Below are 19,001 nucleotides of genomic sequence, written 5' to 3' on the forward strand. Positions count from 1 at the left end.
TGATCTAGCAAGAACATGGGTAACTCACCGGGCACGCCCAAAACGGCACCACCGCTCGGGTAAGCCCGGCAACCGACTCAGCCCCCTCCCCACGACCGGCAAAAGTCGCGGGGAGGCGGGCGAGCTTACTTCTGGTTCAGATCGCGGCGGGCGGCGACCTTCGAGGACAGGCCGTGGATCTGGACGAAGCCCTTGGCCAGGGACTGGTCGAAGGTGTCGCCCTCGTCGTAGGTGGCCAGGTTGAAGTCGTAGAGCGACTGCTCGGAGCGACGGCCGTTGACCACCGCGGACCCACCGTGCAGCACCATCCGGATCTCGCCGGTGACGGTCTGCTGGGTGTCGGAGATGAAGGCGTCGAGCGCGCGCTTGAGCGGGGAGTACCACAGGCCGTCATAGGCCAGCTCGCCCCAGCGCTGCTCGACCTGCCGCTTGTAGCGGGCCAGCTCACGCTCGACGGTGACGGCTTCGAGGGCCTGGTGCGCGGTGATCAGCGCGATGGCGCCCGGCGCCTCGTAGATCTCGCGGCTCTTGATGCCGACGAGCCGGTCCTCGACCATGTCGAGACGGCCCACACCCTGACGGCCCGCACGGGTGTTCATCTCCTCGATGGCCTGCAGCACGGAGACCGGGCGGCCGTCGATGGCGACCGGCACACCCTTCTCGAAGGTGACGATGACCTCGTCGGGCGCCTCGAAGTTCACCGTCGGGTCGGCGGTGTAGTCGTAGACGTCCTTGGTCGGCGCGTTCCACAGGTCCTCGAGGAACCCGGTCTCGACCGCGCGGCCCCACACGTTCTGGTCGATGGAGAACGGCGACTTCTTGGTGACGTTGATCGGGAGCTTGTTCTCTTCGGCGAAGGCGATGGCCTTCTCGCGGGTCCAGGCGTAGTCGCGGACCGGGGCGATGACCTCGAGGTCGGGCGCGAGCGCGCCGATGCCCACCTCGAAGCGGACCTGGTCGTTGCCCTTGCCGGTGCAGCCGTGCGAGACGGTGGTGGCGTTGTGGAACTTCGCGGCCTCGACCAGGTGCTTGACGATCAGCGGGCGGCTGATGGCCGAGACGAGCGGGTACTCGCCCATGTACATGGCGTTGGCCTGGATGGTGGGCAGGCAGTACTCGTCGGCGAACTCGTCGCGCGCGTCGACCACGATGGCCTCCACGGCGCCGCAGTCCAGTGCGCGCTGTCGGATCGCGTTCATGTCCTCGCCGCCCTGGCCCAGGTCGATGGCCACGGCCACGACCTCGGAACCGGTCTCCTTCGCGATCCAGCTGATGGCGACGGAGGTGTCAAGCCCACCGGAGTAGGCGAGTACGACGCGATCGGACATGTCTGTTGTGCTCCTCGAAGTCTGGTATGTAAAGGGCTGCCCTGAGCAGTATGGATGCTCCGGCCGCCGGTCGGCTCACGCCGTTGCTACAAATGATTATGCATGATGATGCAATCTCATTCATAACCGGGGGGTACGGCCTCGGGCCGACGACGGCGAAATAGCCGATCACCTGCGACGACGCCATCGCAGCCCTTGGCGAGTACTCTCAGCTATGAGACGCTGGTCACAGCAGATAGCCATTGGGTCGGGACCGAAGGAGAGCCATCATGCAGTCGCTACGTGATTTCGCCGAGGCCAACTACGACCTGATCGGAACGGTGGTCATCGGACTCGGAAACCTCGGCCTGACGGTCGCCAAAGTCGTCATCGACCTCGGCACTCCCCTGCTCCAGGGATTCTTCGCCTGACCCACCGACATCGAATCCAGGGAGCACATCATGGATGAAGTCCTGCAGTTCCTCTCCGACAATTACGAGGCAGGCGCCGCCCTCGGCCTCTATGTCGGCCGCGCCGTCTTCGAGATCACCGCCCCACTGACCCTGCTGATCCTGAACTTCCTCAACTCCTGACACCTCACCTGTGGCACGCTGGCAGAGCACTATTCGGCTCGCCACACGTGAGGACGAACAAGATGCTCCAATACATCGCGCAGGAATTCTCGACCCTCGGCAACGGTGTTCTCGATGTCGGCAGAGCCGTCGTCGAGCTGGTCCAGGACATCATCGACATCGCTGTTCCGAACAATCGCGGTGGCGGTGGGCAGTACCCGTTCAACTGACGGCGCATCCCCGATTTCGGCGTGAGTTACCGCTGACGGCAGCGCCGCGCGGCTAGTGTGCGAATCATGACCGACGATGTTCGGCTCGACGCAGGCTCCGCAGGTCTCACGATCGCCCCTGGCGACGGCGGCGCGATCCACAGCCTCACCGTCGACGGCACCGAACTGCTCCGGCAGGACCCGGGCACCGGCTGTTTCGTCATGGCGCCGTGGGCCGGTCGGCTCGGCGACGGCGAACTGACCGTCGGCGACCACACGTATCAGATGCCGATCAACAACCCGCCGCACAGCATTCACGGCACCGCCCGCGACGGAGCGTGGGAGGTGGTCGCGGCCTCGCCGACCGAGGCGACGATCAGTCATCGTCTCGGTGATCCGTGGCCGTTCGCGGGCACGGTCACCCAGACGTTCACCCTCACCGACACCGGCCTCACCCTGGCGATGCGCATCGCCACCGACCACGACGCCTTCCCCGCCCAGGGCGGCTGGCATCCCTGGTTCCTGCGCGAAGTCCCGCCTGCGACCGGGCCGGTGCGGCTCGATTTCGACCCGGCATGGCAGTGCGAACGCGGCGAGGACTACCTGCCCACCGGCCGCAAGATCGCGCCGACGCCGCCACCGTGGGACGACTGCTTCGGCATGCCCAACGGCGTTCTGGCCCGCCTCACCTGGCCCGGATTCCTGGAGTTCACCATCACCAGCCCGGTCAACGACGTGGTCGTCTGGACGCTGCCGGAACAATCCCTGTCGGTAGAGGCCCAGTCCGGCCCACCCAACGGCCTGAACACCGAACCCCGGATGGTCACACCCGACTCACCACTCGACGTGTGCGTCGACTGGACATGGCAGCGCCTGTCGCAGGACCGAACGGCTTCGAAGCCCGAGTAGCCCGGCACCACAGCCGATTACGGTGAATCCGTGCCGATCACGTTCGCCCATCCTGTTGCGGTACTGCCCTTCGCTCGATATCTCCCCCTTACCGCACTCGTCGCGGGATCCATCGCCCCCGATGTCGTCTACTACCTGCCCGGTCCCCTCTCCGGCACCACAACCCACTCGGTTGTCGGCGTCCTGTGCTGGGACCTGCTGATCGGCCTCGTACTGCTTGTCGCCTTCCGGCTTTCCGCCGGCCCGGCCTCGGCGCTTCTCCGCCTGTCGCCCTCCTCTTCCCCTGATCCCAGATCAGCGGGGCTCGAGGTGGTTTCGACGGTCACCGGCATCGTGCTCGGTGCCGCGACACACGCGGCCTGGGATTCCTTCACTCAGACAACAGGTTTCGCGGTCCAGCACCTGGCGCTGTTACGGACGACGGTCATCGAGCCGCACAAGACCTACAACGTCCTCGGCTATCTCTCCTCTCTCGCCGGAACAGCGGCCCTCACCTACCTTGTGGTGCGCCGTACCCGGCGCACCGTTCGCACTCCGACGTGGACGCACCGAGCCGTCGTCGCCGTGCTGCTCGCGGCGCCCGTCATCGGTGCGGCGCTCGCCGTCGACGACCCGGTCACCCGGGTCAGTTCCTACGACCTGATCCGACACACGATCGTCGGTGCGGCGCAGGCGGCGGTTGTCGCCTGGGCCGTCTACGCCGTGCTCTGGCATCTCGGCAGAGGTCACATCCGCTCACTGCGGCGAGCGGATGCTGCGGAAGGTGAGCGCGACCAGGAAGGTCAGGGCGGCGATGACGGCGGCTGCCGTGAAGGCGGCGGTCATGCCGCCGACCAGGGCATGGGTCGGTGAACCGCCCGCGTCGCGCGCGGCGGTGCCGAAGATCGTCACCAGGATGGCCAAGCCCAGCGCGCCGCCGGTCTGCTGCATGGTCTGCAGGGCGCCGCCCGCCGCACCCGCCTCGTCGGGCGAGACCGTGGACATGATGATCACGTTCAGCGGCGAGAACGCCAGCCCGATACCGTAGCCCATCGCGACCATCGCCACGAACAGCAGTGGGAAATAGCCGGAGTTCTCCGAAAGCCGAGTCAGCAGCACGAGTCCGATGACCATGGCGACGGAGCCGGTGAGCGTCACCGGCTTCGGGCCGAGGCGCGCCAGTAGCCGCGGGATCAGCCGGATCATGGTGAACATCAGCACCGCCGTGGGTAGGAACGCGAAACCCGTTGCCAGCGAGCTCATTCCCAGCACATCCTGCAGATACTGCGTGAGGAAGAAGAACATCGACATGCCTGCCATCGGCCCGAGGAACATGTTCAGGTAGGCGGCGGCGCGGTTGCGATCGGCGAACAGGTGCAGTGGCAGAAGTGGTTGTGGCGCACGCAGTTCGATCGCGATGAAGGCCGCCAGCAAGGCCATCCCGACCGCGAGCCAGATGTCGGTGCCCGCCGCGCCCCAACCGTGCGAGGCGGCACTGATGAAACCGTAAACCAGGGCGGCCACGCCCGCGGTGGCCGTCACCGCGCCCGGCAGGTCGAGCCGAGCGGCACGACGCGGCAAGTCGGGCAGGTACCGCAGCGCGAGCACCGCGATGACCAGGCCGAACGGCACATTGATGAACAGCACCGAGCGCCAGCCGAACCATTCCGTGAGCAACCCGCCGACGATCAAGCCGATCGCGAATCCGGCACTGGACATCCCGGAGAACAAGGCGAGCACCCGGATTCGAGCCTTGGGCTCGGTGAACGTAGTGGTCAGTAGCGCAAGGGTATTCGGCCCGGCCATGGCGCCGCCGATGCCCTGGAGCACGCGCGCCGCGAGCAACCACCCGGCCGACGGCGCCAGGCCACCGGCCAGCGAGGCCACGGTGAACAGCACCACGCCCGCGATGAACAGGGTGCGCCTGCCGAACAGGTCGCCCGCGCGGCCACCGAGCAGCAACAGGCCGCCGAAGACGAGCGTGTAGGAGTTCATCACCCACGACAGGCCCGTCGCGCTGAACTCCAGATCGGTCCTGATGTGCGGCAGCGCCACATTCATCACGGTGATGTCGAGAATGATCATGAGCTGACAGGTGAGCAGGGTAACCAGAACGATCCGTGGCCGAACGCGTTCGACCCGGTCGATTTCGAAGAGTGTGGGGGTAGTCAAGAACGCTCCATCAACAAGGAACTCAAACGGAGAGAGTCTCCGTTTATGACAGAGTTAGCATAGGGAGAAAGTCTCCGGTTCCGCAATACTAAACGGAGACTTCATCCGTTTCCAGTGGAGGATCTCGTGGACGCACCGTCGCGGCCGATGCGCGCCGACGCACGCCGCAATTACGAGCGCATCGTCGACTGCGCCCGCGACGCGTTCGCCGAGCACGGCACCGACGCACCACTGGATGACATCGCGCGACGCGCGGGGGTCGGTCCCGGAACGCTGTATCGCCACTTCCCGAATCGCACCACCCTGATGGAAGCGGTCTATCGCGCCAATATCGAGACACTCGCCGCACGGGCCGACGAACTACGCCGAACGCACGCCACCCTCGACGCGTTCGACGCCTGGTTCGGCGAACTGGTCACCTATATCCTCGAAAAGCACGGCCTGGCAACCACTCTCAAAGCCGCCATCGACCGAACCTCGGACACTTTCACCGCCTGCTCCACCCTGCTGGCCGAGGCCGCGGGCACCGTTCTGATCCCGGCGCAGAAGGCAGGCGCGATCCGCCCCGAGGTGAGCCCGCGCGACATCCTGCGCCTCGGCCACGGCATCGGCGCTGGCTGCCAGGCCGCCCCGGAGTCCGCCCCGCTGCTCACCGACGTGGCGCTCACCGGACTCCGCGCCAAGCGCTAGCGACTCTCAGGCCAGGTCTTCGATTTTCGCCGCCAGTTCGGCGCCGGTGAGAGGCTCGCGGGCGATGACGGCGATGGTGTCGTCGCCGGCGATCGTGCCGACGATGTAGGGCAGGGCGGCGCGGTCGAGGGCGCTGGCCAGGAAGTGGGCGGCGCCGGGCGGGGTGCGCAGGACGGCGAGGTTGCCGCTGGCGTCGGTGGAGACGAGCAGGTCGCCGAGGAGTTTGGACAGGCGGCCGGTGCCGCCGGTGACCCCGCGCACGGGGCTGCCGTCCTCGGGGACGATGTAGACGCCCGCGCCGCCGTCGGCCGCGCGCAGTTTCACCGCACCCAGTTCGTCGAGGTCACGCGACAGGGTGGCCTGGGTGGTTTCGATGCCCTCGGCCGACAGCAGGGCGGCCAGCTCGGTTTGACTGCGGACCGAGTGGGAGGTCAGCAGTTCGATGATGCGGGACTGGCGGCCGGCACGGGTGCGGGCGATGGCGGGCGAGCCCTTCTCGGGTGCGCTCATCGCCCGGCCCCGGTTCGCGGTCTCACGCGGCGGCTTTCGCGAGCAGCCACACCAGCAGCGCCTTCTGGGCGTGCAGGCGGTTCTCGGCTTCGTCCCAGACCACGCTGTGTTCGCCGTCGAGCACCTCGTCGGTGATCTCCTCGCCGCGGTGCGCTGGAAGACAGTGCAGCACAATCGCTTCCGAAGCGGCATGGGTGAGCAGCTCGGTGTCGATCCGGAACGGACGGAACGGGCCGACGCGGTCGAGGCCGTCGTTCTCTTGACCCATGGAGGTCCAGGTGTCGGTGACGAGCACGTCCGCGCCGGTCGCGCCGACCACCGGGTCACCCGTGACCGACACGGTCGCACCGGTTTCCGCGGCACGCTTGGCGGCGGCGTCCAGGATCCACGGCAGCGGTTCGAAGCCCGCGGGCGCGGCCACGGTCACGTTCATGCCCGCCGTCACGCCACCGAGCAACAGCGAGTGCGCCATATTGTTGGCGCCGTCGCCGAAGTAGGTGAGGTTCAGCCCGGCGAGCGATCCCTTGCGCTCGCTGATCGTCTGCAGATCGGCGAGCACCTGGCAGGGGTGGAACTCGTTGGACAGCGCGTTCACCACGGGAACCGTTGCGGTGACCGCCATTTCGTCGAGGCGGGACTGTTCGAAGGTCCGCCAGACGATCGCGTCGACGTAGCGCGAGAGCACGCTGCCGGTGTCGCCGAGGGTTTCCTCACGACCCAGCTGGGTGTCGCGGCCGTCGACGACCACCGCGTGGCCGCCGAGCTGCGCGATGCCCAGTTCGAACGAGAAGCGGGTGCGGGTGGAGTTCTTCTCGAAGATCACGCCGACCCCGCGCGGGCCGTCCAGCGGCCGGTGCAGGAAGGGGTCCTTCTTCAACTCGGCGGCGATGGCGAGGATTTCGGCTTGTTCGGCCTGGTTCACATCGTCGTCGCGCAAGAAATGACGCAGGGTCACTTGGTCGCTCCCTTAGCATCGGCGGCGGCCTTGTCGAGGATCTCGGGCAGGTCGGCGACGAAATTATCGGCCTGGGTTTCGGTGAGCACCAGAGGCGGTGCCAACCGGATCACGTTGGGCTTGGCGGGGTTCAGCAGGTAGCCGGCCTCGCGCGCCCGTTCGTCGACATAGGCGGAGATGTCGTTCTTCAGCACGATGCCGATGAGCAGACCCGCACCACGCACGTGGTCGATCTCAGGATGCTCGAGCAACGCGATGCCGTCGCTGAGCTTCTTGCCCACCCACTCCACGTGGGTCAGCAGGTTATCGGAGTCGATCGTGCGCAGCACGGCCAGAGCCGCCGCGGCGCAGACGGGATTGCCGCCGAAGGTGGTGCCGTGCAGACCCGGCGTGAGCAGCTCGGCGGCCCGGCCCTGGGCCAGCACGGCGCCGATCGGCAGCCCACCACCGAGGCCCTTGGCCAGGGTGATCGCATCGGGCACGATGCCCGCCGCCTGGTGCGCGAAAAACGTTCCGGTGCGGCCGATTCCGGTCTGCACCTCGTCGAGGATCAGCAATGCCCCGGCCCGCGAGGTGATCTCACGCGCCTTGGCCAGGTAGTCGAACGGCGGGACGACCACACCGCTCTCCCCCATCATCGGCTCGAGGAATACCGCGGCGGTGTCGGAATCGACCACGGCTTCGAGTGCGGCCGCGTCGCCGTAGGGCACGTGCACGACGCCGGGCGGCATCGGCTCGAACGGCGTCCGCTTGGCCGGCTGACCGGTCAGGGCGAGCGCGCCCATCGTGCGTCCGTGGAACGCCTCCTCGGCGGCGACGATCTTGGAACGTCCGGTGAGCCGCGCGATCTTGAACGCGGCCTCGTTGGCCTCGGTGCCGGAGTTACAGAAGAACGCCTTGCCCTCACCGTCGCCGAAGTGGGCCAAGAGCTTCTCGGCCAGCTCGATCACGGGCTCGCTGGCGTACAGGTTCGACACGTGGCCGAGCGTGCCCAGTTGCTGGGTGACCGCTTCCAGGATGGCGGGGTGGGCGTGGCCGAGGCTGTTGACCGCGATGCCACCGAGGAAGTCGATGTAGCGCTTGCCATCGGCGTCGTAGAGCACCGCACCGGCGCCGCGCACCAGCGCGACCTTCGGGGTGCCGTAGTTGTCCATCATCGCGGCCGACCACCGCTGCTGCAGCATCTCTGTTTCGCTCATGATTGCGTTCCATCCGGCGACCCGGCGGGGGTCACCATGGTTCCGATTCCTTCTCCGGTGAACAGTTCCAGTAGTACCGAATGCGGCACGCGCCCGTCGATCACGTGGGCACTGGGGACCCCGCCGAGCACGGCGCGCAAGCACGCTTCCATCTTCGGCACCATGCCCGCATCCAGGCGCGGCAGCAACTTCGCCAACGCGTCGGCGTCGATCTGACTGGTCAGCGAGGAGCGGTCCGGCCAGTCGGTGTAGAGGCCCTCGACGTCGGTGAGGACAACGAGCTTCTCCGCGCCGATGCCCTCGGCCAGTGCGGCGGCGGCGGTGTCGGCGTTGATGTTGTGCACCACGCCGTCGGCGTCGGGGGCGATGGTGGAGACCACCGGGATGCGGCCCGCGTCGATCAGGTCGAGCACGGCGCCGGGGTTGACCTCGGTGACGTCGCCGACCAGGCCGATGTCGGTGGCGACGCCCTCGACGGCGACGGTGCGCCGGGTGGCGGTGAACAGGTGCGCGTCCTCGCCGGAGATACCGACCGCGTACGGGCCGTGCGCGTTGATCAGCCCGACGAGTTCACGGCCGACCTGACCGAACAGCACCATCCGCACCACGTCCATCACCTCGGGGGTGGTGACGCGGAAGCCGCCGCGGAATTCGCCCGCCATACCGAGCCTTTTCAGCATGGCGTTGATCTGCGGGCCACCGCCGTGCACGACCACGGGATGCACGCCGACGGTGCGCAGGAACGCCATGTCGGCGGCGAAGGCGGCCTTGAGTTCGTCGTCGACCATGGCGTTGCCGCCGTACTTCACGACCACGATCTTGTCGCGGAACTTCTGCAACCACGGCAGCGCGTCGGCCAGCACGTGCGCTTTGTCCAGCGCCGAAAAGGTGTGCACCACACTGCTACTCATGAGCTGTACGCCGAGTTCTCTTCGACGTAGGCGTGCGAGAGGTCGGTGGTGCGCACCATCGCGGTGCCCTCGCCCACATTGAGCTCGATCAGCACGTCGACGTCTTCGCCGGACAGGTCGACCTCGCGGGCACCCGGCGCGCCGACACTGTCGACGCAGACCGGATTGCCGTTGAACGACACCGCGATCCGGTTCGGGTCGAGGGTCACCGGCGCGATGCCGACGGCGGCGAGCACGCGACCCCAGTTCGGGTCGGAACCGAACAGCGCGGTCTTGACCAGACTGTCGCGGGCGACGGCGCGGGCGACGGTGAGCGCCTCGTCCTCGGAGGCCGCGCCGGTGACGGTGACCCGGACCCGCTTGGTGACGCCCTCGGCGTCGGCCATCAGCTGCGCGGCCAGGTCGTCACACACGGTGAACACCGCGGCGTCGAGATCTTCCTGCGACGGCGCCACGCCGCTGGCACCGTTGGCCATGATCAGCACGGTGTCGTTGGTGGAGCACGAGCCGTCGACATCGAGCCGGTCGAAGGTGTACTTCGTGGCCTTGCGCAGCGCGGAATCGAGCTGGTCGGGCGTGGCGACGGCGTCGGTGGTGAGCACGACGAGCATGGTGGCCAGCGACGGCGCGAGCATGCCCGCGCCCTTGGCCATGCCGCCGACATTCCACTTGTCCTCGCTGTGGAACGCCGACTCCTTCGGCACGGTGTCGGTGGTCATGATCGCGTGGGCGGCATCGGCGCCACCCGACATGCCGCCGCCCATCTCGTGCACGATCTCGGTGATGCCGGGGACGAGCTTGTCCATCGGCAGGCGGTCACCGATGAGCCCCGTCGAGCAGACCGCGATCTCGCCCGCGCCGGTCTCGGTGCCCCAATTGCTCAGTGCCGCGGCGAGTTCCTCGGCGGTCTTGTGGGTGTCTTGGAAGCCGCCGTGGCCGGTGCAGGCGTTCGCGCCACCGGAGTTCAGGATCACCGCGCGCACGTGACCGGTCTTGAGTACCTGCTGCGACCACAGCACCGGCGCGGCCTTGACCTGGTTGCTGGTGAACACACCGGCGGCCGAGTACTCGGGGCCCTCGTTGAGCACCAGTGCGAGGTCCGGCTTGCCGCTGGCCTTGATACCGGCCGCGATACCCGCCGCGCGGAAGCCGAGCGGCGCGGTGACGCCCTGGGTGTGGATCAGTTTGCCGTGGTCCGGGGTCTGCGGATCAGGGGTCGTCACGGTGCCACTCCTACGGTGGAAAGTCCTGCGGTCTCGTCGAATCCGACGGCCAGATTCATCGATTGCACCGCGGCGCCCGCGGTGCCCTTGGTCAAGTTGTCGATCGCGCCGATCACCACGAGCAGACCCGCGTCGGCATCGACGGTCACCTGCAGGGTGATGGCGTTGGAGCCGAGTACCGAACCGGTCTGCGGCAGTACACCTTCGGGCAGCAGGTGCACGAAAGGTTCTTCGGCGTAAGCCTTTTCGTAGACGGCGCGCGCGTGTGCGGCATCGACCTTCGTCGCGGCGGTGCAGGTGGCGAGGATGCCGCGCGGCATCGGGGCGAGCACCGGTGTGAACGACACCGAGACATCGACGCCACCGGCGGCTTTCAGGTTCTGCGCGATCTCGGGGGTGTGCCGGTGCGCGCCCGCGACGCTGTAGGCCCGGACACTGCCCATCACCTCGGAACCGAGTAGGCCGACATCGAGCTTGCGTCCCGCGCCGGAAGTACCGCTCACCGCAACCACATTCACCGCGGGCTCGATGATCCCGGCCGCTATCGCGGGGGCCAGCGCCACACTCGACACGGTCGGATAGCAGCCGGGCACCGCGATCCGCCGGGCGCCGGTGAGCTTCGCCCGCCCACCGGGCAGTTCGGGCAGACCGTAGGGCCAGCTGCCCGCATGGGGGCTGCCGTAGTACTTCTCCCAGGCGGCGGCGTCGGTGAGCCGGTAGTCGGCGCCGCAGTCGATGATGACCGTCTCCTCGGACAGCGCTTGGGCGATCGCGCCCGACTGACCGTGCGGGAGGCCGAGGAACACGATGTCGTGACCGGCCAGGATTTCGGGGGTGGTCTCGTCGAGGATTCGGTCGGCCAGCGGCAGCAGGTGCGGCTGTAGCGCGCCCAGTGCGGTGCCCGCGTTGGAACCGGCGGTCAGCGCCCCGATCTCGAGGCGCCCGGCTCGGTATTCGGGATGCCCGAGCAGTAGACGCAACACTTCGCCACCGGCGTATCCACTCGCACCGGCAACCGCCACCCGCAACACGGGTCCTCCCGACGAATCAACCATGTGATGATTATGCACGACTATGCAAGCTCATTCATGAGCGGGTGTGACCGACTTCGCCTCCGAGGTCCCGATCAGGCGCGCTACCAGCGGGAACATCAGAACGGTCGCCGCTCCCGCCGCGACCAGGATCGAGGCGACATCGGCTTTCAACAGGCCGGTTTGGGTGGCGACCTGGGTCACCGCGACGATGATCGGCAGGCCCGTCGCGGCGTAGAGGGCCAATTCGACCCGCTCGCGTCCGGTCGGCAGGTTGTCCCCGCGCGGCATGAATCGCTCGCTCAGCCAGACGGGCACGCCGCGGGCGATCGCGATGGTGACCACGAACCCCAACCACAGTCCCGGATCGCGACCGACCGCCTCGACATCGATGCCCATTCCCGACACCACGAAGAACACCGGGATCAGCAACCCGTACCCGATGGCCTCCAGCGACGAGTCCACATCCGGGTGTCCCGCCGCGATGAGCCGCCGCAGAATCATGCCCGCGGCGAACGCGCCGAGCACCACGTCCAGATCGAAGACCTCGGCCATCACCATCAGCACCAACAGCAGCAGCACCACCCCGCGCACCGGCAGTTGCGAGGTGCCGCCACCCAGTCTGCCCAGCGCGGCGCCGAGATCTGGCATGCGGTCGAGCATTCGCAACGGCACGAATCCGACGACAAGGGCCGCCACCGCGAACATCAAGAGGATCACCACCGCACTGCCCGCATCTCTACTGGTGAGCAGCACCGACATCGCCACGATCGGCCCCAGCTCACCCACGGCGCCGTGCGTCATCACCGCCCGGCCCAGTGCAGAGTCGACGATTCCGGACTGCTTCAGAATCGGTATCAGGGTGCCGAGAGCGGTGGAGGTCAACGCGATGGCGACCGCGACGCGCGTGCCGGTCGACCTGTCCGCCGCCACCGCCACGATCGCGAACGCGAACACCAGGCACACCATCCACACGATCCACGCTGTGTGCCCCGATCGGCCACGCAACAATTGCGGATCGAGCTCGTAGCCCGCCAGCAGGAACAGCATCCCCAACCCCAACTCGCTGACCAGGTCGACGCCGCCCGCGCTACTCGCCCACCCGAGCACATGCGGTCCGACCACCGCCCCGGCCACCAGCAGGATCACCACATCCGGCAGATACCCGCGCACCAGCCGCGACAGCAGCGGCGCGACCACCGCGATGAGCGCGATCCAGAACAGCGAGACGATCGGCGAGGAATCGCCGACACCAGCGGAAGCGAGCAGCTCCATGCGGGTCATCGTGGCACAGCGGCACCTCCGATCCGCGAAACCGCGCGCGGCCGACCGTTACCCCGCCGGACGAGGCATCGTCGGCAGATCGTTGTCGACGGTCCCGGGTTCCGGCAGGAGATGGGCGAGGAGGAGTTTGATCAGCAGGACGGGCCCGAACCAGAGCAGGAACGTGGGAACGGCGAGCACGGCGGTGGTGATCGCGGTACCGAAGACGGTGCCGGCGAAGGCGACCGGAGTACGGAGTCGGTGCGGCGTCGAGGTCACCGCGACGGCGGCCGCGACGACGAGCCCATAGATCGCGGCCGCCGTCCACCAGCCGAACCCGGGCACCACCAGTGCCAGCAGGAACGGCTGGCCGTGGATCGCCACGAAGGCGAGGTGGTGGCGGGCATGGCGCCCCGGCCGATGGAACCAGCGCTTGGCCGAGGCCGTCGCGTTCACGACCGCGCCGCCGAACAGGTCGAAGCCGACCAGCGTGACCACGGCGATCACCAGCGCGGATCCGCCCGCGTGCCCGGCGAGCAGACCGGCTGTCGCCGCGCCCGCGATCGCGGCCGAATAGCACAGGGCAGCTTCACTTCTCGTCGTGTTCGGGGCGATCAGCCGGTCGGTGATCGTCATCGCCGGATACCTTCCACACACACCGCCACGATGGGTTCGGCCAGATCGACGAGCCGGACACGATCGTCGGCGAGCCACTGCACCAGGCAGCCCTCGATCGCGCCCACGATCACCGCCGCGTGCTCCGGCCCGATCCCCGACCGCAACTGCCCCTCGGCGCCCGCCTCACGTAGCAGGTCGGCGATCGCCGCGCGGTAGTCCGCGTACACAGCGGCCATATCTATCGGAGTGCGAGCGGCCCACACATCCAGCAGCACGCGCGCGTGGTCCGGATGGGCCGCCAGCATCGCGACCGTCGCCCGGATCAGCTCGGCCAGTCGATCCAGCGCCGACCCGGTTCCCGGAACCGCGAGCTGCTCCTGCGCGCGAGCACGGTACTGGTCGAACGCCGCGATCAGCAGCTCCTCCCTACTGCTGACCGCGAGGTAGACACTGCCTTTCGCGACACCGGCCTCGGCCGCCACATCCTCGATCCGGGACGCGGCGAACCCTTTTCTCGCGAACACCCGAACGGCCGCCGCCAGGATCTCGGCGCGTCGGGCATCCACATCGACTCTCTTCGGCATGGACTAATTATGACTGACCGGTCAGCCATAATCAATGAACACATCCCGGCGGGCGGCTCATTTTTGGACGATCGTTTCGCCCGCACCGGGTTTCCAGACGGTGATGTCGAGGCGGTCGTCGCGGACTTCGACCGTCGAGGCGCCGGTGAGGTCGGCGATGTAGAAGTGGTCGAACTTCTCGCCGCGGATGTCGAAACCGCTGTCGTCGAACAGCTTGTGGGCGAAGCGGGCGTGGACGGCTTCGTCGTGCAGATCGGTGACGGTGCCGAAGAGTTTCGCGTCACCGTCGGAGACCATGGTGTCGACGGTGGCGGTGTGCAGGCAGAAGCGCGGGTCGCGGGCGAGGTCGTCGAATTTTCGGGTGTTCGGCATGCCTGCCAGGACGAGCATGCCTTCGAAGATCACCGGTTCGATCGGGCTGATTCGTGGCGATCCGTCGGCACGCAGGGTGGCGAGCATACACAGCTTGCCGGTGGCCTGGTGCCGACGCAGGAACAGTGCGGCGACGCTCGGTGCTTCTTCGGTGAACTGGCTCCACGTGGTCATATCTCGTACCGTACGACCAAACCTTGACATCTCGTGTCAGGTTTTGCGGCTAGTCTCAGGAATATGCGGGCGAGCAGGTTGGTGCAGTTACTGCTGCTGTTGCAAGCGGGCGGCGGGGCGACCGCGAGCGAGTTGGCACGCAAGCTCGAGGTCTCGGTGCGCACCGTGTATCGGGACGTGGAGGCCCTCTCGGAGGCGGGCGTTCCGGTGTACAGCGAACCGGGGCGCGGTGGTGGCGTGCGGTTGATCGACGGCTACCGGACCCGACTCACCGGCCTCACCTCCGACGAAGCCGACGCCGTCCTGCTCGCCGGCCTCCCCGGCGCCGCCGCCGACCTCGGCCTCGGCACCGTGCTGGCCACCGCCCAACTGAAAATGCTCGCCGCCCTCCCGCGGGAACTACGTGGCCGGGCCACCCGCATCGCCGAACGCGTCCATATCGACATGCCCGGTTGGTTCGCGCGTCCCGACGAAACCCCTACGCTCGCAACGGTTGCCGACGCCCTCTGGCACGACCGCCGCCTCGCGATCACCTACCATCGCCGCGACCGGACCGTGGAACGAACCCTCGACCCGCTCGGCCTGGTCATGAAGGCAGGCACCTGGTACCTGATCGCCCGCGAGCACTCCGACATCCGCTCGTACCGGGCGAGCCGGATCGTCACAGCCGAACCGACAGGCGAATCCTTCACCCGCCCCACTGATTTCGACCTCGCCACGCACTGGCAGGACTCGGCCGAGCAGTTCGCGCGATCGATGTTGCGCGTCAGCGCCCACTGCCGGATTGCCACCGCCCACCTGAGCCTGCTGCGTCTGATGAACGACCCGGCCGCGGTGCGCGAGGCCCTCGCCTCCGCGGGCCCACCCGACGCCGAAGGCTGGGCCGACATCACGATTTCCGCCGAGTCCTACGAGGTCCTCGCCCACGCCCTACTCCCCTTGGGCCAGCACGTCGAAGTCCTCGACCCACCCGAACTCCGCGCGACCATGACCGCCACTGCCGCCGCCATGCTCGCGCGCTACCACCGGTCGTCGCCGAGTCACCTCTGAGCCGCCCGGCTGAACTCGACGCAGTCCGGGCACTCGTCCACGATCGGGTGGGTGCAGCGCAGGACATGGGCGAGAAAGTCGATGGTTCGGTTGAGGTCGTCGACGCGAGTCCGCAATTCGGCTTGCTTGTCCGCGAAGACTGCCACGCGGCGGGTGCGAGATCTGGCGGCGAACAGATCTTTGATCTCGGCCAGCGACATCCCGGCCCGTTGACAGAGCTGGACCAGACGGGCTCGGACGATCAGGTCGCCGCTATAGATCCGTTGTCCACCGGGCGCCCGGGGTGGAACGAGTACGCCCACGTCTTCCCAGTGACGCAGGACGTGGGTGGCGACACCTAACTCGGCGGCGACATCGCCGATGCGGCGCGACTCGGCGGTATTCGGCACATTCGCCCCTTTACTTCAGGTCGACCTGAAGTTTTAGCGTAGTTCGCATGGGACACAACGACAATCGGACGCAGTCGATCGACCCGGTCGCGTCACCCGACCTGTGGCGGTGTTGCCGGTCGGTGGGGTCGGCGGCGACGGGCGCCTTGCGACCACGCCGACCCGACCGCAGGTTCCTGACCTCGCTGCCCGACAACGGCCTCCCCCACGGCACGACGACGGTCGAGCTGACGGTTCTGGCGCAGAATGCCAAGCGTGTGCCGACGGCGGCCGTCGTCGAAGGCGTGTTCGCCCCGCGCCGGATCGAATCCGCGATGACGGCCTTCGTCGTCCGGCATCCGAAGGCGACCTTTCTCGTCGACCCCGGCATCTGCGTCGATGTTCTGGACCAGGCCGTGGCCGAACTCCCCCGCGTTCTGCGAGTCGCGGTGACACCACCGAGCGACATCATCGATATCCGAGACTCTTTACACCGCAGTGGAATTACCACCGACGACATCGACTTCGCCCTACCGACGCATCTGCATTGGGACCATATCGCCGGCCTCCTCGATCTCCCCGAGTTGCCACTGCGTCTCCACCGGCCCGAGCACGACTGGGCGATGGAGGGTCCGGTGGCACCGGTCGGCGGCGTGCGGCGAGCTGTTCGCCACAGACCTCTCGACGTCTACGACCTCGACGGTCCCCCTGTTCTCACCTTCTCCCGCAGCCACGACCTGTTCGGAGACGGTGCGGTGGTGCTCGTCGACCTGTCCGGCCACACCCCGGGCAGCGTCGGCTTGCTCTTGCGCACCGAACGCGGCCCGGTTCTGCTCGCGGGCGACGCGATCTGGCACAACCTCCAGGTCGAGGAGCTGCGACAGAAGTCGGGCTATCCGGGCATGCTGGCCGACAACGACCGCACCGAGACCTGGCGAACTGTCCACCGCCTGCATGCGATCCGCGGCGCCGTCCGCATCATTCCCAGTCACGATCATCAGGCGGCATGCGCGTGGACGCAGGATCCGCACACTTCCCGATCGAGCCAGATCTGACGCAATCGGGGTTCGCCGGAGCGGTCGCTGAGCACGGACCGCGGCTCAACAGGTCCAGTCGAGAATCTCTGCCATGGCATGGAGCTGGGCCGATGTGGGAGTGAGGCGCAGTGCGGTGTTGCGGAGGGCGACCAGGGGCCGGGCGGACAGTTGGCCGACGACGCCGATCCGGGCGGAGCGTTCGGTGATCATCTCGGTCCGAGGGCGGCGTTCCCGGTCGTAGCGAGCGAGGCCGTCGGGCTCGCCTGCCAGCCGGGCCAGGACTACGGCGTCTTCGAGGGCTTGGCAGCCGCCCTGGCCGAGGTTCGGCGTCATCGCGTGGGCGGCGTCGCCGAGCAGGGCGATGCGGCCCGCGGTGAAGGTCGGCAGGGCGGGTAGGTCGTAGATATCGTTGTGCAGCACCGTGTCCGGGCTCGCGGCGGCGAGCAGGGCCGGGATCGGGTGGTGCCAGTTCTCGAAGAGATCGCGGACTTCGGCAAGGCTGCCGGTGGCGTTCTCGGCGGCGTTGTAGACGGCGAAGCAGTAGACGCGGCCGTCCGCGAGCGGAGCCATGCCGAAACGCGCACCCCGACCCCAGGTTTCACCGAATTCGGTGAGCGCCTCGTCGATGTCGACCACCGCACGCCAGGCGGTGTAGCCGGCATAGCGCGGTACGACTTCACCGCAGACGGCACGCCGGACAACACTGCGGATCCCGTCGGCGCCGACGACCAGATCAGCGGAGGAGGTGCCCGCGGAGTGGACCACCGTCCCGCCGGTGGTCACTTCGCGAACCGTGACGCCGGTGCGCACAATGCCTTCACCGAGCCCCGCGCGCAGAATGTCCAGCAGCCGGGCACGGTGGATCACGACCGGCGCTCCGAAACGCTCGCGTAGCGTCGCCACGTCGGTGCGCGAGAGCCATCGCCCACGGTCGTCTCGAATTCCGGCCGACACCTCCGCCATTCCCTGCGCACGGACCGTGTCGCCGACGCCCAGAGCATCCAGCGCGCGTAAGGCGTTGGACCACAGAGAGATTCCGGATCCCACCTCCGCGACCTCCGGCGCTCGCTCCAATACCTCGACAGACCAGCCCCTCCGGGCAAGCGCGAGCGCCGCGGCCATTCCGCCGATTCCGCCACCGACGACGATTGCTGTGGACATCGCGCACTCCCTCGTTTCAGGTATCTCCGTGACCGTACTACGGCTGTAGTGGCGATTACTACGAATGTAGCGCGACTCACTACGGGCGTAGTATCGGCACGTGCCGACCAAACGCGAACAGGTGCTCGACGCCGCTATCGAGGTACTGGGCACCGGCGGGTCGCGTGCGCTGACCCACCGCGCGGTCGACCGGGTCGCCGACCTGCCGTCGGGTTCGACATCGAACTATTTCCGTACTCGCGAGGCGCTGCTCTGCGGTGTCGCCGAACGCCTCGAACAACGCGATCACGCCGACTGGGAGACGCTGAACCGCGCACTCGGCCCCGCTACCGTCGAGCACCTCATCGACGGTCTCGCCCTGTTCGTCACTCATGCGACAACCACCGACCGCATCCGCACCCAGGCACGCCTGGCCCTGTTCGGCGAGTCACAGACGATGCCCGCGCTCTCCGAATCACTGCATCGCGGGCACCAGCGCCTGCGGGCCTGGGCGGTCGAGATGGCCGCTGCTGTCGGTGTGGCCGCGACCGATACCGGCATCCTCGTCGACTATCTCGACGGCGCGGTCGTCCACCGGCTGACCGGTGCGGAGGACGGCAAGGACCCCCGCGAAGCGCTCGCCCGGCTGACGCGCGCGCTACTCGACTGATCGACGCCGACTGGTCGATCTCGCCCGGAGATTCCCGACTTTCGTCTAGGTAGATGGT

Annotated in this window: 23 protein-coding genes; 9 read left to right on the plus strand and 14 right to left on the minus strand. The window is 67.7% G+C overall.

Going from position 1 to position 19,001, the window contains the following annotated elements; genetic code table 11:
• Window positions 1-125: 125 nt before the first annotated feature.
• Complete coding sequence (locus IBJ82_RS27080) at window positions 126-1,328, minus strand: argininosuccinate synthase (RefSeq protein WP_194828824.1); 1,203 nt, start codon at window positions 1,326-1,328, stop codon at window positions 126-128.
• A 269-nt stretch (window positions 1,329-1,597) separates the two neighbouring features.
• On the opposite strand from IBJ82_RS27080, the gene IBJ82_RS27085 reads away from it, so the two are divergent.
• From IBJ82_RS27085 to IBJ82_RS27100, 5 genes are all read left to right on the plus strand, one after another.
• Window positions 1,598-1,738 carry a hypothetical protein gene (locus IBJ82_RS27085; protein WP_194828825.1) on the plus strand — a complete coding sequence of 47 codons (141 nt, stop codon included), beginning with the start codon at window positions 1,598-1,600 and terminating at the stop codon, window positions 1,736-1,738.
• A gap of 30 nt (window positions 1,739-1,768) precedes the next feature.
• The gene (locus tag IBJ82_RS35120) at window positions 1,769-1,900 is read left to right on the plus strand and encodes a hypothetical protein (protein ID WP_255284563.1); all 132 of its coding nucleotides are present in this window, start codon (window positions 1,769-1,771) and stop codon (window positions 1,898-1,900) included.
• A 62-nt stretch (window positions 1,901-1,962) separates the two neighbouring features.
• Window positions 1,963-2,109: a hypothetical protein gene (locus IBJ82_RS27090; protein ID WP_194828826.1), complete on the plus strand. Its 147-nt coding sequence runs from the start codon at window positions 1,963-1,965 to the stop codon at window positions 2,107-2,109.
• A gap of 66 nt (window positions 2,110-2,175) precedes the next feature.
• Complete coding sequence (locus tag IBJ82_RS27095) at window positions 2,176-2,997, plus strand: aldose 1-epimerase (protein ID WP_228537748.1); 822 nt, start codon at window positions 2,176-2,178, stop codon at window positions 2,995-2,997.
• A 30-nt stretch (window positions 2,998-3,027) separates the two neighbouring features.
• Window positions 3,028-3,849: a DUF4184 family protein gene (locus tag IBJ82_RS27100; RefSeq protein ID WP_194828827.1), complete on the plus strand. Its 822-nt coding sequence runs from the start codon at window positions 3,028-3,030 to the stop codon at window positions 3,847-3,849.
• On the opposite strand, the gene IBJ82_RS27105 is transcribed toward IBJ82_RS27100, so the two are convergent.
• On the minus strand, window positions 3,733-5,148 hold the full coding sequence (locus IBJ82_RS27105; protein WP_228537749.1) for an MFS transporter: 1,416 nt from the start codon (window positions 5,146-5,148) through the stop codon (window positions 3,733-3,735). The genes IBJ82_RS27100 and IBJ82_RS27105 overlap by 117 nt on opposite strands.
• Window positions 5,149-5,274: 126 nt before the next feature.
• Between IBJ82_RS27105 and IBJ82_RS27110 the strand changes: the two genes are divergently transcribed.
• A complete protein-coding gene (locus IBJ82_RS27110) occupies window positions 5,275-5,838 on the plus strand; it encodes a TetR/AcrR family transcriptional regulator (protein ID WP_370585498.1) in 564 nt (187 codons plus the stop codon).
• Between the two features lie 6 nt (window positions 5,839-5,844).
• Here IBJ82_RS27110 and IBJ82_RS27115 read toward each other — a convergent pair whose 3' ends face one another.
• From IBJ82_RS27115 to IBJ82_RS27160, 10 genes are read right to left on the minus strand one after another with little or no spacing between them, the layout of a single operon-like run.
• Window positions 5,845-6,348 carry an arginine repressor gene (locus IBJ82_RS27115; RefSeq protein ID WP_056824335.1) on the minus strand — a complete coding sequence of 168 codons (504 nt, stop codon included), beginning with the start codon at window positions 6,346-6,348 and terminating at the stop codon, window positions 5,845-5,847.
• Window positions 6,349-6,370: 22 nt separating this feature from the next.
• A complete protein-coding gene (gene argF, locus IBJ82_RS27120) occupies window positions 6,371-7,303 on the minus strand; it encodes an ornithine carbamoyltransferase (protein ID WP_194828828.1) in 933 nt (310 codons plus the stop codon).
• Window positions 7,300-8,502 carry an acetylornithine transaminase gene (locus IBJ82_RS27125; protein ID WP_194828829.1) on the minus strand — a complete coding sequence of 401 codons (1,203 nt, stop codon included), beginning with the start codon at window positions 8,500-8,502 and terminating at the stop codon, window positions 7,300-7,302. The genes argF and IBJ82_RS27125 overlap by 4 nt, the downstream gene beginning before the upstream one ends.
• On the minus strand, window positions 8,499-9,413 hold the full coding sequence (argB, locus tag IBJ82_RS27130; protein WP_194828830.1) for an acetylglutamate kinase: 915 nt from the start codon (window positions 9,411-9,413) through the stop codon (window positions 8,499-8,501). The genes IBJ82_RS27125 and argB overlap by 4 nt, the downstream gene beginning before the upstream one ends.
• Complete coding sequence (gene argJ / locus IBJ82_RS27135; RefSeq protein WP_194828831.1) at window positions 9,410-10,636, minus strand: bifunctional glutamate N-acetyltransferase/amino-acid acetyltransferase ArgJ; 1,227 nt, start codon at window positions 10,634-10,636, stop codon at window positions 9,410-9,412. The genes argB and argJ overlap by 4 nt, the downstream gene beginning before the upstream one ends.
• Window positions 10,633-11,691: an N-acetyl-gamma-glutamyl-phosphate reductase gene (gene argC, locus IBJ82_RS27140; protein ID WP_194828832.1), complete on the minus strand. Its 1,059-nt coding sequence runs from the start codon at window positions 11,689-11,691 to the stop codon at window positions 10,633-10,635. Before argC ends, argJ begins: the two co-directional genes overlap by 4 nt.
• Before the next feature lie 27 nt (window positions 11,692-11,718).
• The gene (locus IBJ82_RS27145; protein WP_194828980.1) at window positions 11,719-12,942 is read right to left on the minus strand and encodes a cation:proton antiporter; all 1,224 of its coding nucleotides are present in this window, start codon (window positions 12,940-12,942) and stop codon (window positions 11,719-11,721) included.
• A gap of 57 nt (window positions 12,943-12,999) precedes the next feature.
• A complete protein-coding gene (locus tag IBJ82_RS27150; protein ID WP_194828833.1) occupies window positions 13,000-13,566 on the minus strand; it encodes a hypothetical protein in 567 nt (188 codons plus the stop codon).
• Window positions 13,563-14,132 (minus strand): TetR/AcrR family transcriptional regulator, encoded by a 570-nt coding sequence (locus IBJ82_RS27155; RefSeq protein WP_194828834.1) that lies wholly within the window; start codon window positions 14,130-14,132, stop codon window positions 13,563-13,565. Before IBJ82_RS27155 ends, IBJ82_RS27150 begins: the two co-directional genes overlap by 4 nt.
• 57 nt (window positions 14,133-14,189) lie before the next feature.
• The gene (locus tag IBJ82_RS27160) at window positions 14,190-14,678 is read right to left on the minus strand and encodes a pyridoxamine 5'-phosphate oxidase family protein (RefSeq protein WP_194828835.1); all 489 of its coding nucleotides are present in this window, start codon (window positions 14,676-14,678) and stop codon (window positions 14,190-14,192) included.
• A 63-nt stretch (window positions 14,679-14,741) separates the two neighbouring features.
• Between IBJ82_RS27160 and IBJ82_RS27165 the strand changes: the two genes are divergently transcribed.
• Window positions 14,742-15,728, plus strand: coding sequence for a YafY family protein (locus IBJ82_RS27165; RefSeq protein ID WP_194828836.1), 987 nt, complete (start codon window positions 14,742-14,744; stop codon window positions 15,726-15,728).
• On the opposite strand, the gene IBJ82_RS27170 is transcribed toward IBJ82_RS27165, so the two are convergent.
• Window positions 15,719-16,117, minus strand: coding sequence for a MerR family transcriptional regulator (locus tag IBJ82_RS27170; RefSeq protein ID WP_194828837.1), 399 nt, complete (start codon window positions 16,115-16,117; stop codon window positions 15,719-15,721). The genes IBJ82_RS27165 and IBJ82_RS27170 overlap by 10 nt on opposite strands.
• A gap of 47 nt (window positions 16,118-16,164) precedes the next feature.
• Between IBJ82_RS27170 and IBJ82_RS27175 the strand changes: the two genes are divergently transcribed.
• A complete protein-coding gene (locus IBJ82_RS27175; protein WP_194828838.1) occupies window positions 16,165-17,151 on the plus strand; it encodes an MBL fold metallo-hydrolase in 987 nt (328 codons plus the stop codon).
• 45 nt (window positions 17,152-17,196) lie between these two features.
• Here the strand turns inward: IBJ82_RS27175 and IBJ82_RS27180 are convergent, their stop codons facing one another.
• Window positions 17,197-18,294, minus strand: a complete 1,098-nt coding sequence (locus IBJ82_RS27180) for an FAD-dependent oxidoreductase (RefSeq protein WP_194828839.1) — start codon at window positions 18,292-18,294, stop codon at window positions 17,197-17,199.
• Between the two features lie 100 nt (window positions 18,295-18,394).
• Between IBJ82_RS27180 and IBJ82_RS27185 the strand changes: the two genes are divergently transcribed.
• Window positions 18,395-18,943 carry a TetR/AcrR family transcriptional regulator gene (locus IBJ82_RS27185; RefSeq protein ID WP_194828840.1) on the plus strand — a complete coding sequence of 183 codons (549 nt, stop codon included), beginning with the start codon at window positions 18,395-18,397 and terminating at the stop codon, window positions 18,941-18,943.
• The last annotated feature ends 58 nt before the right edge of the window (window positions 18,944-19,001 follow it).

Origin of the sequence: Nocardia sp. XZ_19_231 (genome assembly GCF_015355705.1) — a bacterium.
GTDB classification, from domain to species: domain Bacteria; phylum Actinomycetota; class Actinomycetes; order Mycobacteriales; family Mycobacteriaceae; genus Nocardia; species Nocardia salmonicida.

Excerpts from the sequence above, each read along its gene's own strand:
- IBJ82_RS27175 (WP_194828838.1), top strand. The coding sequence starts at position 16,165 with ATGGGACACAACGACAATCGGACGCAGTCGATCGACCCGGTCGCGTCA.
- IBJ82_RS27145 (WP_194828980.1), bottom strand. The coding sequence starts at position 12,942 with ATGGAGCTGCTCGCTTCCGCTGGTGTCGGCGATTCCTCGCCGATCGTC.
- IBJ82_RS27115 (WP_056824335.1), bottom strand. The coding sequence starts at position 6,348 with ATGAGCGCACCCGAGAAGGGCTCGCCCGCCATCGCCCGCACCCGTGCC.
- IBJ82_RS27165 (WP_194828836.1), top strand. The coding sequence starts at position 14,742 with ATGCGGGCGAGCAGGTTGGTGCAGTTACTGCTGCTGTTGCAAGCGGGC.
- IBJ82_RS35120 (WP_255284563.1), top strand. The coding sequence starts at position 1,769 with ATGGATGAAGTCCTGCAGTTCCTCTCCGACAATTACGAGGCAGGCGCC.
- IBJ82_RS27150 (WP_194828833.1), bottom strand. The coding sequence starts at position 13,566 with ATGACGATCACCGACCGGCTGATCGCCCCGAACACGACGAGAAGTGAA.
- argB (WP_194828830.1), bottom strand. The coding sequence starts at position 9,413 with ATGAGTAGCAGTGTGGTGCACACCTTTTCGGCGCTGGACAAAGCGCAC.
- IBJ82_RS27085 (WP_194828825.1), top strand. The coding sequence starts at position 1,598 with ATGCAGTCGCTACGTGATTTCGCCGAGGCCAACTACGACCTGATCGGA.
- IBJ82_RS27155 (WP_194828834.1), bottom strand. The coding sequence starts at position 14,132 with ATGCCGAAGAGAGTCGATGTGGATGCCCGACGCGCCGAGATCCTGGCG.
- argC (WP_194828832.1), bottom strand. The coding sequence starts at position 11,691 with ATGGTTGATTCGTCGGGAGGACCCGTGTTGCGGGTGGCGGTTGCCGGT.
- IBJ82_RS27160 (WP_194828835.1), bottom strand. The coding sequence starts at position 14,678 with ATGACCACGTGGAGCCAGTTCACCGAAGAAGCACCGAGCGTCGCCGCA.
- IBJ82_RS27125 (WP_194828829.1), bottom strand. The coding sequence starts at position 8,502 with ATGAGCGAAACAGAGATGCTGCAGCAGCGGTGGTCGGCCGCGATGATG.
- IBJ82_RS27095 (WP_228537748.1), top strand. The coding sequence starts at position 2,176 with ATGACCGACGATGTTCGGCTCGACGCAGGCTCCGCAGGTCTCACGATC.
- IBJ82_RS27080 (WP_194828824.1), bottom strand. The coding sequence starts at position 1,328 with ATGTCCGATCGCGTCGTACTCGCCTACTCCGGTGGGCTTGACACCTCC.
- IBJ82_RS27180 (WP_194828839.1), bottom strand. The coding sequence starts at position 18,294 with ATGTCCACAGCAATCGTCGTCGGTGGCGGAATCGGCGGAATGGCCGCG.
- IBJ82_RS27090 (WP_194828826.1), top strand. The coding sequence starts at position 1,963 with ATGCTCCAATACATCGCGCAGGAATTCTCGACCCTCGGCAACGGTGTT.